The sequence below is a fragment of the uncultured Sphingomonas sp. genome, from assembly GCF_964237155.1.
Taxonomy (GTDB): Bacteria; Pseudomonadota; Alphaproteobacteria; order Sphingomonadales; family Sphingomonadaceae; genus Sphingomonas.
Genome location: NZ_CAXSHH010000001.1, coordinates 15,955 through 31,120, shown reverse-complemented (window position 1 = coordinate 31,120; position 15,166 = coordinate 15,955). Strand labels below are relative to the sequence as shown.

Annotated in this window: 14 protein-coding genes; 2 read left to right on the top strand and 12 right to left on the bottom strand. The window is 69.7% G+C overall.

Translation table 11 applies throughout. The annotated features are described in order from the left end of the window. Window positions 1-92: 92 nt before the first annotated feature. Window positions 93-617 (bottom strand): peptide deformylase, encoded by a 525-nt coding sequence (gene def / locus ACFE71_RS00160; protein WP_375426794.1) that lies wholly within the window; start codon window positions 615-617, stop codon window positions 93-95. A gap of 77 nt (window positions 618-694) precedes the next feature. After that, a complete protein-coding gene (gene recR / locus ACFE71_RS00155; RefSeq protein WP_375426886.1) occupies window positions 695-1,291 on the bottom strand; it encodes a recombination mediator RecR in 597 nt (198 codons plus the stop codon). A 55-nt stretch (window positions 1,292-1,346) separates the two neighbouring features. Here recR and fmt point away from each other — a divergent pair, with 55 nt between their 5' ends. Next, on the top strand, window positions 1,347-2,348 hold the full coding sequence (gene fmt / locus ACFE71_RS00150; RefSeq protein WP_375426793.1) for a methionyl-tRNA formyltransferase: 1,002 nt from the start codon (window positions 1,347-1,349) through the stop codon (window positions 2,346-2,348). Beyond that, window positions 2,345-3,088 (top strand): tRNA pseudouridine(38-40) synthase TruA, encoded by a 744-nt coding sequence (gene truA, locus ACFE71_RS00145; protein WP_375426792.1) that lies wholly within the window; start codon window positions 2,345-2,347, stop codon window positions 3,086-3,088. The genes fmt and truA overlap by 4 nt, the downstream gene beginning before the upstream one ends. On the opposite strand, the gene ACFE71_RS00140 is transcribed toward truA, so the two are convergent. The 10 genes from ACFE71_RS00140 to dapA form a co-directional block, all read right to left on the bottom strand. Beyond that, a complete protein-coding gene (locus ACFE71_RS00140) occupies window positions 3,085-4,263 on the bottom strand; it encodes a class I SAM-dependent RNA methyltransferase (RefSeq protein ID WP_375426791.1) in 1,179 nt (392 codons plus the stop codon). The two genes, truA and ACFE71_RS00140, sit on opposite strands and share 4 nt — an antisense overlap. Beyond that, window positions 4,260-5,678 (bottom strand): NAD(P)H-hydrate dehydratase, encoded by a 1,419-nt coding sequence (locus ACFE71_RS00135; RefSeq protein ID WP_375426790.1) that lies wholly within the window; start codon window positions 5,676-5,678, stop codon window positions 4,260-4,262. The genes ACFE71_RS00140 and ACFE71_RS00135 overlap by 4 nt, the downstream gene beginning before the upstream one ends. Window positions 5,679-5,896: 218 nt before the next feature. After that, complete coding sequence (gene ilvD / locus ACFE71_RS00130) at window positions 5,897-7,618, bottom strand: dihydroxy-acid dehydratase (protein WP_375426789.1); 1,722 nt, start codon at window positions 7,616-7,618, stop codon at window positions 5,897-5,899. 75 nt (window positions 7,619-7,693) lie between these two features. Continuing rightward, entirely contained in the window at window positions 7,694-8,038 is a 345-nt protein-coding gene (locus tag ACFE71_RS00125; RefSeq protein ID WP_375426788.1) for a response regulator, read from the bottom strand. A gap of 76 nt (window positions 8,039-8,114) precedes the next feature. After that, window positions 8,115-10,496: a response regulator gene (locus tag ACFE71_RS00120; protein WP_375426787.1), complete on the bottom strand. Its 2,382-nt coding sequence runs from the start codon at window positions 10,494-10,496 to the stop codon at window positions 8,115-8,117. Between the two features lie 78 nt (window positions 10,497-10,574). After that, a complete protein-coding gene (locus ACFE71_RS00115; protein ID WP_375426786.1) occupies window positions 10,575-12,665 on the bottom strand; it encodes a M13 family metallopeptidase in 2,091 nt (696 codons plus the stop codon). 44 nt (window positions 12,666-12,709) lie between these two features. Further along, window positions 12,710-13,354, bottom strand: coding sequence for a DUF2062 domain-containing protein (locus ACFE71_RS00110; RefSeq protein ID WP_375426785.1), 645 nt, complete (start codon window positions 13,352-13,354; stop codon window positions 12,710-12,712). Then, the gene (gene smpB / locus ACFE71_RS00105; protein ID WP_375426784.1) at window positions 13,351-13,833 is read right to left on the bottom strand and encodes an SsrA-binding protein SmpB; all 483 of its coding nucleotides are present in this window, start codon (window positions 13,831-13,833) and stop codon (window positions 13,351-13,353) included. Before smpB ends, ACFE71_RS00110 begins: the two co-directional genes overlap by 4 nt. Before the next feature lie 66 nt (window positions 13,834-13,899). After that, on the bottom strand, window positions 13,900-14,199 hold the full coding sequence (locus ACFE71_RS00100) for a hypothetical protein (RefSeq protein ID WP_375426783.1): 300 nt from the start codon (window positions 14,197-14,199) through the stop codon (window positions 13,900-13,902). A 66-nt stretch (window positions 14,200-14,265) separates the two neighbouring features. Beyond that, window positions 14,266-15,150 carry a 4-hydroxy-tetrahydrodipicolinate synthase gene (gene dapA, locus ACFE71_RS00095; protein WP_375426885.1) on the bottom strand — a complete coding sequence of 295 codons (885 nt, stop codon included), beginning with the start codon at window positions 15,148-15,150 and terminating at the stop codon, window positions 14,266-14,268. Window positions 15,151-15,166: the final 16 nt, after the last annotated feature.

The following is a 15,166-nucleotide window of genomic DNA, read 5'->3' as shown; positions in this document are numbered from 1 at the left end:
TCTTTGTAGGACAGTGGGAAAGTTCGCCGCAACGATCCGCGGGTCGGCCACCCACCCCAAGCCCCTCCCTTTCCGGGAAGCGCAGGAATTGGTCAGGTGGCGCGGCGCAGCTTGGCGAGCTTCTTGAGCACCATGTCGCGCTTCAGGCGGGAAATGTGGTCGACGAACAACACGCCGTTCAGATGATCGATCTCGTGCTGCATGCAGGTGGCGAGCAGGCCTTCGAGCCATTCGTCATGCGCATCGCCGCGTTCATCGAGCCAGCGGACGCGCGCGCGGGCGGGGCGTTCGACATCGGCATATTGCTCGGGGATCGACAGGCAGCCTTCATTGTAGCTGGCGAGTTCTTCGGAGACTTCGAGCAGTTCGGGGTTGATGTAGGCGTGCGGGTCGCGGATCGGGCGGCCGTCCTCGCCCTCCTGCTCCTGCAGGTCGATGACGAGGACGCGCGACTCGACGCCCACCTGGATCGCGGCGAGGCCGATGCCCTTGGCGTCGTACATCGTGTCGGTCATGTCGGCGACGAGCGCGCGGGTGCCGTCATCGACGGTCTCGACAGGCTTGGAGACAAGGCGGAGACGCGGGTCGGGAATCTCGACGATGGGAAGGACGGCCATGGCGGGCGGGCTAGGTCGGGGGCATGGAGAGGTCAAGCCAATGAACCCTCTCCCGCGAAAGCGCGAGAGGGTCGCCGTTAGGTCATTGGCCGCCGTGCGCGGAGCGCCTGGGCGAGCGTACCCTCGTCGAGATAGTCTAGCTCGCCGCCGACCGGCAGGCCGTGGGCGAGCTGGGTGACGCGGACGGGGAAACGCTCGATGCGCTCGGCTAGATAGTGGGCGGTCGTCTGCCCCTCGAGCGTCGCGTTCATGGCGAGCACGACCTCGTCGATGCCGCCCGCCTCGACGCGGCGGATCAGCGCGTCGATGGCGAGATCCTCGGGCCGTATTCCCTCAAGCGCCGAGAGTCGGCCGCCAAGTACATGGAAACGGCCCGGAAACAGACGCGAGCGTTCGAGGGCCCACAAGTCGGCGACCTCCTCCACCACGCAAAGCGCGCGGGCGTCGCGGCGGGGATCGGCGCAAACGGCGCAAGGATCGGCGGTATCGACGTTACCGCAGGTCCGACAGGTCGCGAGCCGTTCCTCGACCGCCGCAAGCGCGGTGAGAAGCGGGCCGAGCGCATTCTCGCGCTTCTTGAGGAGGTGCAACACCGCGCGCCTGGCCGAGCGTGGGCCAAGGCCGGGCAGCCGCGCCAGCGCGTTGGTCAACGCCTCGATCTCGGGGGACGCCATCGGGAATAGATAGGGACTTGGCAGCGGACGCGCCAGCGTGGAAGGGCCTGCGGCGATGCGGATCGTCTTCATGGGAACACCCGATTTCGCGGTGCCGGTGCTGGATGCGGTGGTCGCCGCGGGGCACGACATCGTCGCCTGCTACACGCAGCCGCCGCGGCCAGGCGGACGGCGGGGACGCACGATCGTCCCCTCCCCCATCCAGGCGCGGGCGGAGGCGCTCGGGATCGCGGTGCGGTCGCCGGTCTCGCTGCGGACGAGCGAAGCGCAGGCCGAGTTCGCGGCGCTCAGGGCGGACATCGGGGTGGTCGCGGCCTACGGCCTGATCCTGCCACGGACGGTCCTGGATGCCTGCCCGCTGGGGTGCTTGAACGTCCATGCCTCCCTGCTCCCGCGCTGGCGGGGGGCGGCTCCGATCCAACGTGCGATCCTGGCGGGCGACGCGGAGACAGGGGTCTGCATCATGCAGATGGAAGCGGGGCTGGATACCGGGCCGGTGCGACTGGAGGAACGCACGCCGATCGCCAGAAAGGACGCGGGCGAGCTGACGGCGGAGTTGAGCGCGATGGGGGCGCGACTGATGGTGGACGTGCTCGGCGATTTCGACCGGTTTCCGGCGGTCGTTCAACCGGATGAGGGCGTCACCTACGCATCCAAGATCGACAAGCCGGAGGCGCGGATCGATTGGGGGCGGAGCGCGGCGGAGGTCGAGCGGCAGGTGCGCGCGTTCGCACCGACGCCGGGCGCGTGGTTCGAGGTCGCGGGCGAGCGGGTCAAGGTGCTCGAGGCCACCGTCCATCATCCGGGCGAAGGCCGGGATCGCGTCGCGAGCGGAGGTGCCTTTCCGGCGAGCGACCCCGGCGTAGAGCTTCGCCCGCCTCCAGCTTGCTTGGATGATAGAAACGCGCCGTTCGGTATGGCATTGGACGACCTTCTTACCATCGCGTGTGAGGATGGAGCGATCCGGCCGACGCTCGTCCAACGCGCCGGGCGAGGGGTGACGAGCGCGGCCGACCTGCTGCGCGGCTTTCCGATCCCGCCCGGCATGCGGGTGTGACGCGCTTCGCGCTGTTGATCGAGTATGACGGTCGACCGTTCGTCGGCTGGCAACGGCAAAGGCATGGCGCGAGCGTTCAGGGCGTGCTGGAGGAAGCCGCCCATGCGGTCACGGGCGAATTCGTCACGCTCCACGCGGCCGGGCGCACCGACGCCGGGGTTCACGGGCTCGCCATGCGCGCGCATGTCGAGCTGCAGCGCGACATCGCGCCGTTTCGGCTGATGGCGGCGCTGAATGCGCGGGTACGGCCGCATCCGGTCGCGGTGCTCGGGTGCGAAATCGTCGGCGACGACTGGCACGCGCGGTTCTCGTGCGTCGGACGGGCGTACGAATACCGGATCAGCAATCGACGCGCGCCGCTGACCATCGAGCGGGGGCTGGCCTGGCGCATCCCGCAGCCGCTCGACGAACGCGCGATGGCGATGGGCGCGGCGACGCTGGTGGGACGTCACGACTTCACGACCTTCCGGTCCGCGCATTGCCAGGCGGACAGCCCGGTCCGGACGCTCGACCGGTTGGACGTCATGCGCGAGCGCGAACGGGTCGTGGTGCGCGCGGGGGCGCGGTCGTTCCTGCATCATCAGGTGCGGTCGATGGTAGGGTGCCTGGCGCTGGTCGGGATGGGTCGATGGTCGGTGGACCGGCTCCGCGCGGCGCTCGAGGCGCGCGATCGGGGGCGGCTCGGGCTGAACGCGCCGCCGGATGGGTTGTACTTCACCGCGGCGACCTATCCCGTTTAGCGGACGAGACGAGCCGCGAGCTCGACATGCGTGGACCAGCGGAACTGGCCGACCGGCTGGACCCAGTCGATCCGCCAACCGCCCTCGCACAATGCCTTCGCGTCGCGCGCGAAGCTGCTGGGATTGCAGGAGACATAGGCGATCACCTGCGCCTTGCACGCCGCCAGCGCCGCCGCCTGTTCGCGCGCGCCCGCGCGCGGCGGGTCGATCACCACCGCATCGAAGCGGTCGAGCTCGGCGGTGGTGAGCGGGCGGCGGAACAGGTCGCGGTGCTCGACGAAGACGGGCCGTCGGCGGCCGTCGGCGGCGGCCTTGAGCGCGGCGGCGGCATCGCGAGCGCCCTCGGCGGCGTAGACGCGGCCGGGCAGCCCGAGCGCGAAGGTGCCGAGCCCGGCGAACAGGTCGGCGACGGTGCGCGCGGGGCCGATCGCGTCCCCGACGGCCAAGACCAGGGCTGCCTCTCCTTCGCGCGTGGCTTGGAGGAAGCCGTGCGGCGGGAACGGTATGGGGATGCCGCCGAGCGTGACCGTGACCGGTTCGGGCTCCCAGCGGGTCTCGGGACCGAAGCCATCGTCGACCGACAGCCGCGCGATGTCGTGGCGTTCGCAGAATGCGGTGATCGCATCGGCGCCGGCAAGGCCATCGGGTCGCACTCCCGTCAGGAGGATGTCGGCGCCCTGATCGGCCGTCGTGAGGTGGACGTCGCCGCGCCCGCGCAGGGAGAGGCGCTGAAGCAGCACGCGTAAAGGCGCGACGAGCGCGAATAGTTCGGGCGCGAGGATGTGACATTCGCGCAGGTCGACCACCGCGTGGCTCTTCTCCGCCGCGAAGCCGAGCAGGACGCGACCGCCCCGCGCCTCGGCATGGAGGCTCGCGCGACGACGGGTGTTCTGGGGTGACAGGATGGCCGGGCGGATCGGGGCGGCGAGCCCCTGCCCGGCCAGCGCGCCGGCGATGCGGTCGACGACGAATCCGGCATAGGCGTGATCGTCCAAATGCTGAAGCTGGCAGCCCCCGCATTCGGGAAAGTGGCGACAAGGCGGATCGGCGTGGTGCGGGCCGTGGACGATCCCGCCCGCTTCCGTCAGCATGTCGCCGGGCGCGGCGAAGGCCGCATGGCGGCCATCGGCGGTTACGCCCTCGCCGCGCGCGGCGATCCGGACGATCGTGCTCACGGCGAAGCGCGCGCCGGGGTCAGCGCATCCGCGAGATCGTCGGCGATGAAAGCCGGGCCAAGAAGGCGCGCGGCCTCGCCGTGAAGCCAGACGGCTGCGGACGCCGCATCGAACGGAGTGAGGCCCGATGCGAGCATCGCGCCGCAAGTCCCCGATAACACGTCCCCGGTTCCCGCCGTCGATAGCCAATGACTTGCCCCGGCGCTTACCGCGGCGCGGCCGTCCGGGGCGGCGATCACCGTGTCCGGGCCCTTGAACATGACGACCGCGTCCGAACGCCTAGCGGCCGCTCGGGCGCGGACGATCTTGCCGCCCCCACCGGGGCCGAACAGATAATCGAATTCGCCGTCGTGGGGGGTAAGGACGACGGGCGCGACGCGGCGCGCGTCCGGGTCGAGCAGGCGGAGGCCGTCGCCGTCGATGACGAGCGGGTGGGCGCTCGCCCAAGCCGCGTCGAACCGCTCGCGCGCGACGTCGTCGCGACCGAGTCCCGGACCGACGACCAACGCGTCGATCCGCGGGTCGGCCAGCGCGTCGGTTCGCCAAGGCCCGCGCACGATCGCGCGCGGCAGGTCGGACACGCCGCCTAGCAGCAGGACGTAACCCGCGCCGACCCGCGCCGCGGCAAGCGCGGCGAGTTCGGACGCTCCGGGCATCGCGCCGCCGATCACGACGACCATGCCACGGTTGAACTTGTGAGACCCGGCGGCCGGCTCCGGCAGCGTGGGCCGACCGAGGACCGAAGCTTCGCGGTCCCGGTCCGCGTCGGGAGGGGTGCGGTGCAGCCGGCCGCCCTTCGCCATGATCGACACGCCGAGGTCGAGAACGCGGCGTTCACCCATATGGCTCGCGGCCGGGTGCAGCACATGCGCGACCTTCAACGCCCCGAGAGCCAGCGTCAGGTCGAATCGGGGCGGCTCGGACAGCAGCGCGCCGGTGTCGGTCGCGACGCCGCTCGGAAGGTCGACCGCGATCCTGAAGCGCGCGGCGGACGCCAGCCGATGCAACGTGGCCAGGAGTCCGGCCTCCAACGGACGTGTCAGGCCGATGCCGAATAGCGCGTCCACCAGCACGGCCGCGGAGCGTGCGTCGGCGATCGCCTCGACAGGGCCCGGCCATGACGCCCGAGCGCGGCGCGACAGGTCGGTCCGCGGCTCGCCCGCCGCGGCGACGCGGACGGGACAGCCTCGCTCGCGCAGGATCCGTGCCGCCACATAGCCGTCGCCGCCGTTGTTGCCGGGACCGCACAGGATCAGCGTTTCCTCGTCGGGACATAATCGCGCCACGGCCGCCGCGACGCCCGCGCCCGCGCGTTCCATCAGGGCGTACATCGCGTCGATCGTCGGTGCGGCGCGATCTTCCGCCGCGAGCATCTGGACGGCGGTGAGGATGGGTTGGCCCTCGATGGGGATCATGGCCGCCCGGACATCGCCCGCATGGTGGCGGGAAGCCGGTGACGATCTCCGCCGACCGCGACCTCGACGCTTCCCGCTCCGAAGATCGTCACGCGGGCATGCTCCGCACCGTCCGCAGCCACGATGCCGCGGCGAACGGTTCGCGCGCATATGCACAAGGTGCGCGCCCGGCCGGAGGAGCGGTCGCCGTACGTTCGGTCCGCGCCTCGGCCTCCCGCTCAGATGTCGGCATAGACGTGCGTCTCCGCCCGCGCGCCGGGATGGGTCACCGCGCCCGAGTGCGCGGGGCCGACGGTACGCGCATAGCGCCAGAGTGCGCCGGAGCCGTACTCGTTTGCGCGCGGGCTCCAGCGGGCGTGGCGCTCCGCCAGCAGGGAGGCGGGCACGTCGAGGTCGATCGTTCCTGCTTCCGCGTCTATGCGGATGGGGTCGCCGTCCTCGACGAGCGCGATCGGACCGCCATCGGCCGCCTCCGGCCCGACATGGCCGATGCAGAAGCCGCGCGTGCCGCCGGAGAAGCGGCCGTCCGTGATCAGCGCGACTTTTTCCCCCAGACCCAAGCCGTAAAGCGCGGCGGTGGTGGACAGCATCTCGCGCATGCCGGGGCCGCCCTTGGGACCCTCATAGCGGATGACCACGACCGAGCCCTCGGCGATGTCGCGGCGTTCCACGGCGGCGAAGGCATCCTCCTCGCAGTCGAAGACGCGGGCGGGGCCGGCGAACTGGAGGCGGTGGAGGCCGGCCACCTTCACGATCGCGCCCTCGGGCGCGAACGTCCCGGTGAGGCCGACGACCCCGCCCGTCGGCGAGATCGGGGTGGCCACATCATAGATGACGCGCTGGTCGGGATTCCAGGTCACGCGATCGATGTTCTCGGCGAGGGTGCGGCCGGTCGCGGTGAGGCAGTCGCCGTGAAGATAGCCGCCCGCGAGCAGCGTCTTCATGAGCATGTAGACCCCACCCGCCTCGTACATGTCCTTGGCGACATATCTGCCACCGGGCTTCAGGTCGGCAAGGTAAGGTGTCGTCTTGAAAAGCTCGGCGACGTCGTGGAGATCGAACACGATTCCCGCCTCGTTCGCCATGGCTGGGAGATGGAGCGCGGCGTTGGTCGAGCCGCCGGTCGCCGCGACCACGCGCGCGGCGTTCTCGAAGGCTTGGCGCGTGCAGATGTCGCGAGGGCGGATGTTCGCGGCCAGCAGCGCCATGACTCCCTCCCCCGCCGCGACTGCGATATCCTCTCGCGCGCGGTAAGGAGCGGGCACCATATTGCTGTTGGGCAACGACAACCCGATCGCCTCGCCGACGCAGGCCATGGTGTTGGCGGTGAACTGGCCGCCGCACGCGCCGTGGCCGGGGCAGGCAACTTTTTCGAGCGCGGTCAGCTCGGCGAGCGGACAGATGCCTGCCGCATATCCGCCGACCGCCTCGAACACGTCGACCACCGTCACGTCGCGGCCTTGATGGCGGCCGGGGAGGATCGATCCGCCATAGACGAAGATGCTCGGCACGTTCAGGCGGAGCATCGCCATCATCATGCCCGGAAGCGACTTGTCGCATCCCGCGAAACCGACGAGCGCATCGTAGCAGTGGCCGCGCACGGACAGCTCGACCGAGTCGGCGATGACCTCGCGGCTGACGAGCGAGGACTTCATGCCCTGATGGCCCATGGCGATGCCGTCGGTCACGGTGATGGTGTTGAAGCGACGCGGCATGCCGCCGCCCGCGACGACACCGGCGCGGGCGGCGTCTGCCTGCGCGTCGAGCGTGGTGTTGCACGGGGCGGAGTCGTTGCCGGCGGAGGCGAGCGCGACGAACGGCCGGGCGATCTCCTCCTCGCTCAGGCCCATCGCGTAATAATACGAACGGTGCGGCGCGCGCTCGGGACCGACCGACACATGGCGGCTCGGTAGGCGCGACTTGTCGAATATGTGCGGCATGGCGGGGATATGCGGGAGGGGACGGGTGATAGCTAGTCCCTGACGACCTCCATACATGAAGGGGGGACGATCAGGTCAGAGCGCGTCGAGAGCCCTTTGCACGCCGTCCATCGTGAACGGCTTCATGAGGCGCGGGCGATCGCGGAACTGTTCGGCCACCCCATCCTCCGAGCCGCCGGTCGCGAACACGAACGGCAGGCCGCGCGACGCAAGCGCCTCGGCGATGGGGCCGCTCTTCTCGCCGCCGCGCAGGTTAACATCGAGTATCGCCGCGTCCGCGTCGTCGATCAACGACAGCGCCGCCGCGACGGAATCGGCGGTGCCCGCGACCTTGTGATCGAGAAGCTCGAGAAAGTCCTCCAACATCATGGCGATCAGGGGTTCGTCCTCGACGATGAGGATGCGCTTTGAAGAGGTCATCGGCCAACTGCATAGCCAGGTTTGCGCGCGTGGCAAATAGGTGCGGTTCGGAGCGCCCGGTCGATCGTTCTTCTCTTCATCGCGCGCTTATCGCGTCGCGCGCGACTTCGGCCAGCTGTTGGACGGAGAAGGGTTTGGGTAGGAAAGCGATGTTGTCGAGGTCGATGGAATTCCTGAGCTGTTCCTCGGCATAGCCCGACATGAAGACGATCGGCAGGTCGGGATACCGCTCGCGGACGAGGCGGACCATGGTCGGGCCGTCCATCGTGGGCATCACCACGTCGGAGATCAGGAGATCGGGTCGTCCATTACGCTCCAGCAGGTCGAGCGCGACCTCTCCATTCTCCGCGGTCAGGACGGTGTAGCCCTGACGGGTGAGCGCGCGTTCGGCGACGGCGCGGACCATGTCCTCGTCCTCGACGAGCAGGACGACGCCCGACCCCCACAGGTCGGTCGCCTTGGCGGTGGACTTGGCCGCGTTGGCCCTGACCGGCCCACCCGATGCGTGGACGGGCAGGAACACCGAGAAGGTCGCGCCGTGGCCGGGCTCCGACTCGGCGAAGATGTAGCCGCCCGACTGTTTGACGATGCCGTAAACGGTGGAGAGGCCCAGGCCCGTGCCCTTGCCGAGCTCCTTGGTGGAAAAGAACGGCTCGAAGATCTTGGGCAGGTCGGCGGCGGGGATGCCGGTGCCGTTGTCCTTGACCTCCAGGGCGGTGTAGTCGGCGACCGGGAGGACGTCGTGCGCCAGGCGGCGGACTTCGACGGCGGGTACAGCGCGGGTGGTGACGGTCAGCGTGCCGCCGCCGCGCGGGTTCCTGACGAGAATGGCGTCGCGCGCGTTGACCGCGAGGTTGACGATCACCTGTTCGAGCTGGCCGGGATCGGCGCGCACGGGACCCAGATCGCGGCCGTGATGCACATCCAGCGTGACGAGTTCGCCCATCAAGCGGTTCAGGAGATTGGAAACCTCCGACACGACATCGGGTAGTTGCAGGATCTGGGGGCGAAGCGTCTGCTGGCGCGAGAAGGCGAGCAGTTGGCGCGTGAGCGCGGCGGCGCGGTTGGAGTTCGCGCGGATCTGCTGGATGTCGTCGTAATCGCTGTCGCCGGGCGAGTGGCGCATCATCATCAGATCGCAATAGCCGAGGATGCCGGTGATGATGTTGTTGAAGTCGTGCGCGACGCCGCCCGCGAGCTGGCCGACCGCACGCATCTTGGTCGCCTGCTCGACCTCGCGCTTGAGGCGGCTCTCCTCCGAATTGTCCTTGAGCGACAGTAGGACGGCCGCGTCGCCCAGCCCGCGCGCGCCGGCGATGGTGAGCGCGACGGGCTCGTCGGGCTGATGCGCGAGCCGGATCGCCATGTCGCTGGAGTGGGTCGCGCCGCCCGCGAAACGCCGGATCGCATCGGCGACCGCGCCCTTGTCCTCGCGCACGACGAGATCGCCCGGATAGAGTGGCGGCGCGTCCGGCCTGACCCCGGCGGCGCGGATGAAGGCGTCGTTCATCTGGAGGAAGCGGCCGTCGCGATCGACCAGCGCCATGCCGAAGGGCATGAGCGAGACGAGGCTGCGGACGTGCGCCGAGGCGCTCGCGCCGATGGCGGGCGCGTCCTCCTCATCGTCGAGCAGCGCGACCAGCACGGGCGCGTCCTCGCCGTCGAGGAACGGGACCTGGACGATCCGAAGGGGGTGACCCTCCAGCCCCTCGCGCTCGAAGCGGACGAGGCCGCGGCTGTCGGTGATGAGGTGGCGGGCGAAGTCGCGGCCTTCGATCGCGCCCTCGGCGCGGCCGGTGGCCCGCTTGGCGAGCACGGGATTGGCGGCGCGGACGCGGCCGTCGGGTGCGATCAGCGCGGCCATGATGCCGGCATGGCCGAGCCGCGCACCCGTCTCGCCGGTCAGCAGCTCGGCGACGGTGCGGCCGAGGTCGTACTCCCGGTCCGCGCGGAAGCGCCAGACGAGCATGTCGCCCTCCTCGCCCGCGCGCGCCACGACGGCGGCGAGCAGCGCCGGTCCGGCGCGCAACCGCTCGGCCGCGCCCCGACCGTCGCGCCAGGCCGCACGACCCGCCGCCCCGAGCGCATTCACCCCGGCGTCGTCGAGCGGCAGGCCGGGCGGCACGGGCAGGCCGCCGAACATGGCCTCGAACGCGTCGTTGGCGCAGACGAGGCGACCGTCGTGGTCGGTGACCGCGACCGCGTCGTCGCTGGCCTGAGCGATACCGCGCACGAGGGACCAGTCGGTGTCGCGCGCGTCGACGTCGCAACGCCGCCGCGCGAGGAGACGCCAGGCTATCACGGCCCCGCCCGCGACCAAGCCCGTGGCGAGGAAACCGGCGGCGGCGATCAGGCTTTCGGCGAGGAACAGGACCAACGCGGCGGCGAGGACGGCCGCGACCCCGGCGGTGATGGCCGCATTGCGGATCTGGCCGACGATGGTGGGGGCGGAAACCATGGCGTGCTGTTCACCATGACCCGCCGGAACGCGCAATCGAATCCTCCCCGGGGCGGGACCCGGGGAGGGGCCGGGAGATCACCAGACCTTGATGCGCTGGCCGGGCGTCAGATAGTACGCCTGTCCCGGCTTGACCTTGAACGCGTCGTACCAGGCGTCGAGGTTCCGCACGGCGTAGGCGCGGTATGCGCCAGGCGTGTGCGGGTCGGTGGTGAGCTGTTGACGGATGGCCGCCTCGCGCGCCTTCGTCTGCCAGACCTGGCCGAAGCCGAGGAAGAAGCGCTGGTCGCCGGTGAAGCCGTCGATCACGGGCGCGGGGCGGCCGTTAAGCGACAACTTGTACGCGTCGTAGGCGATCGTCGCGCCCGCCAGGTCGGCGATGTTCTCGCCCAGCGTCAGCTCGCCGTTGACCTTTCCGCCCGGGATCGGCTCGTAGGCGGCGTATTGCGCGACGACGCGGTCGGTATAGGTCTTGAAGCGGGCCACGTCCTGCGGCGTCCACCATTCGGCGACGTTGCCCTGGGGATCGAACTTGCGGCCCTGGTCGTCGAAATGGTGCGTGATCTCGTGACCGATCACCGCGCCGATGCCGCCGTAGTTGACCGCGGGGTCGGCGTTCGGATCGAAGAAGGGCGGCTGGAGGATCGCGGCCGGGAACACGATCTCGTTCAGGAGCGGGTTGGCGTAGGCGTTGACCGTCTGCGGCGTCATGAACCACTCGGACCGATCCACGGGCTTGCCGACCTTCGCGAGCTGGCGGTCATACTCGAAGTTCGCCGCGCGATCGGCATTGCCCAGCACGTCGCCCCGCACGACCCGGAGCGCGGTATAGTCGCGGAACTTCTCCGGATAGCCGATCTTGGGCGTGAAGGCGGCGAGCTTGGCGCGCGCCTTGACGCGGGTTTCCGGTGCCATCCATTCCAGCTTGGACAGGCGCGCGTCCATCGCGCGGACGAGGTTCCTCACCAGCGCGTCCGCCTTCGCCTTGGCGTCGGGCGTGAAGTAACGCTGGACGTAGAGTTCGCCCACCGCCTCTCCAAGCGAGCCGTTCACGACCGACACGCCGCGCTTCCACCGGTCGCGCAGCTGCGGGGTGCCCGACAGGGTGGTGCCGTAGAAGGCGAAGTTCTCGTTCACGAACGCGCGCGGCAGCATCGGCGCGGCGTTCTCGATCGTGTGATAGGCGAGATATTCCTTCCAGGTCGATAGCGGGGTCGCGCCGATGATCCTGGCGATCCCCGTCATCGCCGAGGGTTGCGCGACGATGACCTGCGGCAGCGCCGGAATGCGCGAGGCGGAAAGCATCGTCGCCCAGTCGAAGCCAGGCATGCGCTTGGCCAACTCGGCGGTCGGCACCGGGTTGTAGATCTTGTCGATCTGACGGTTCTCGACCTGGGTCCAGTGAACCTGCGCGATCTGCCTTTCGAGGTCGTAGATGCGACGGGCGGAACCCTCGGGATCGGGACGGCCGGCGAGGCGCAACATGGCGGCGATGTGCGGCACGTATTTGGTGCGCACCTCGACGAACTTGGGCGTGTCGGCGAGGTAATAATCGCGGTCGGGGAGGCCGAGGCCGCCCTGCCCCGAATAGACCGTATAGACGGTGTTGTCCTTCAGGTCCTGCTGCACCCCCGCGCCGATCGGCACGTCGATGCCGCGCCGGGTCGCGGTGGCAAAGGCGGTGGCGAGGTCGGCGGGGGTGGCGATGGTGTCGATCTTGGCGAGGTAGGGCTTGAGCGGCGCGACGCCCTTCGCCTCGATCGCGGCCTCGTCCATGAATGAGGCATAGGCGACGCCGACCTTTTCGCCGACGGAGCCGGGCGCGTTGGGCTGGCGCGCGACGTCCTCGATCAGTGCGCGGGTGCGCTGGTCGGAGAGGTCGCGAAGGATGCCGAACCCGCCCCAGCTCGCCCGGTCGGCTGGGATCTCGGTACGCGCCATCCACTGGCCATTGACGTATTTGTAGAAGTCGTCGCCGGGCGCGACGGTGCGGTCCATCGCGGTCAGGTCGACGCCGAAGGGGCCGAGCTGCGGCTTGCCGGGCGCCGGCGCCGCCTGCGAGGCGGCGGGACGGTCCGCGGTCGGCGCGGGCGCGCTCGATTGAGCGAAGCCGACGCCCGCGAGCGTGGCGGTGGCGAGCAACGAGGTGACGAGAAACGACTTCCGCATCGGGCATCCTTGTACGTTGGGAGGATGCGACGTGTTGTACCCGACTAAAGCGGCTCGTCAATCGCCCCGCCGACGATCCGCTTCGCCCCATCCCGGTTTGCCCCATCCCGCTTCGCCTCGTCGGCGGCGACCCGCCGGTTGTGCCATTTGCGCGCGATCCACAGCCGCCAACCGAGCGCCGACAGCGCATAGCCGAGCGCGGCCAGCACCGCGGTCAGGATCAGGATGCCGAGCGCCGCGACCGCGCCCTTGTCGAGCAGCCAGGGGATCCAGCCGACCTGCTCCCCGATCTGCTGCGCCGCTCCCGCCGCCAGGTCGCCGGGGACATGGGCGTCGACGCGCAGCACCCACTCGCCGATGAAATAAGCTGCCACCCAGATGAACGGCGTCGTGAACGGGTTGGTGATGAAGGTCGTCAGCGCTGCCGCCGGAATGTTGGCGCGAAGCGGCAGCGCGAGCAACGCGGAAAAGGCGATCTGCGCGACGGGGAACAGGATGCCCGTCACCATGCCGAGCGCGACGCCCCGCGGCACCGAGCGCCTGGTCGCGCGCCATAGCGCCGGATGAAGCACGCGATGGGCGACGGGGCGGAGCAGGCGGCTGCGCTCGAAGCTCTCGCGGGTGGGCATGTTACGGTGGCCCCAGGCGACCGCGCGCTTGACCATCCCCGGCCCGGCGCTCGCCGTCATCCGCGGTCGCGCATGATGCGCGCCGCGTCGCGCTTCCACTCGCGCTCCTTGATGTGCTCGCGCTTGTCGTGGTCCTTCCTGCCCTTGGCGAGCGCGAGCTCGACCTTGGCGCGACCCTGGCCGTTGAAATAGACCGATAACGGCACGAGCGTCATGCCGTCGCGCGCGACGCCGCCATGCAGCTTCTTGATCTCGCGCTCGTGGAGCAGGAGCTTGCGCGGGCGTTTAGGCTCGTGGTTGAAGCGGTTGCCGTGGCTGAATTCGGGCACGTTCGAATTTACGAGCCACACCTCCGCGCCCTTCACCTCGGCATAGGACTCGGCGATCGATCCCTCGCCGAAACGGAGCGACTTCACCTCGGTGCCCGTCAGCGCGATCCCGGCCTCGAAGGTCTGCTCGATCGAATATTCGAACCGCGCGCGCCGGTTCTCGGCGACGACCTTGCGCTTGTCGAAGGCTGCGGGCTTGGGTCGCGTCATGCCGGCCATGTAAGCGCCCGCCCGCGGGAGGGGAAGCGTGGTGAGGCGGGGCGGCGCGAGTGTCAGCTATAGCGGGATCTTTAGACGGAGCATGATGCGATTAGTCGGGATGCCGCCTACGCTACCCTGCTCGACCTCGGGCGTCAGCTTGGCGCCGCCCAGGTCAAATTCGGCGCGGGAGGGGCGTGGCTCATAGCGGTCAGGTAGCGGCTTCAGGCGGAACTCGTCGTTCGACCGACCGCATACGACCACCTCGTCGCCGGTCCGATCGGCCCGGCACTCGCGCTTAGCGGAGAGCTTGGGCGACGTGGGAATCGGCGCAACGGGTGGGCCGAATTGTAGGGCGAACATGGCAAGCAACAGCACGGAGCACTTCTCCTACCACCAAGATTTGCGAGTTGGCGGAGCTTTGAGTCAAGCCCGTGGCGATCGCTAGGCCAGCCCGGCATGCGCCAGCGCCGCATCGACCGCAGCGCGGGACGCGTCGCTCGGCCAGGTCATGGGTGGGCGGAGCGTTTCTGGGAAGCCGGGGCGGACCCGGGTGAGCGCGTATTTGACCGGGCCGGGGGAGGCGTCGGTAAACAGCGCGGTGTGGAGCGGAAACAGCTGATCCTGATGTCCAACCGCCTTCCCGTAATCGCCGGCCCGGCAGGCGGCCTGGAAGTCGGCGCACAGGCGCGGGGCGACGTTCGCGGAGACGGAGATGCAGCCGGTGCCGCCTATCGCGTTGAAGGCCAGCGCGAGGTCGTCGTTGCCCGACAATTGACAGAAATCCGCACCGACGCTCGCGCGGTGGTCGGACACGCGGGTCAGGACGCCGCTCGCGTCCTTGACGGCGACGAAGACCGTCGGGTGCGCCCGGACGATGCGGGCGAGCGTCGCGGGCTGGATGTCGGTGACCGTGCGGCTCGGCACGTTGTAGAGGACGATCGGCAGCGAAGCGCCGTGCGCGAGCGTCTCGAAATGCCGAAAGATGCCTTCCTGGCTCGGGCGGTTGTAATAGGGCGGGACCATCAGCGCCGCGTCGGCCCCGGCGTCGCGGGCGGCCGCGATGTTGGCGGCGGCGACGCGCGTATCGTTCGAGCCGGCGCCCGCGATCACGGGCACGCGGCCCCGCGCCTGATCGACGCACGTCGCCACGACATGGAAATGCTCGCGCAGGTCGAGCGTCGCGGCCTCGCCAGTCGTCCCGCAGGCGACCAGCGCCGACGAGCCCTCGGCGACCTGCCACTCGATCAGGTCGCGGTAGGCCGTCTCGTCGAATGCCCCATCCGTCCGGAAGGGTGTGACGAGCGCCGGGATCGATCCGGAGAACATAATTAATTTCGTCTCC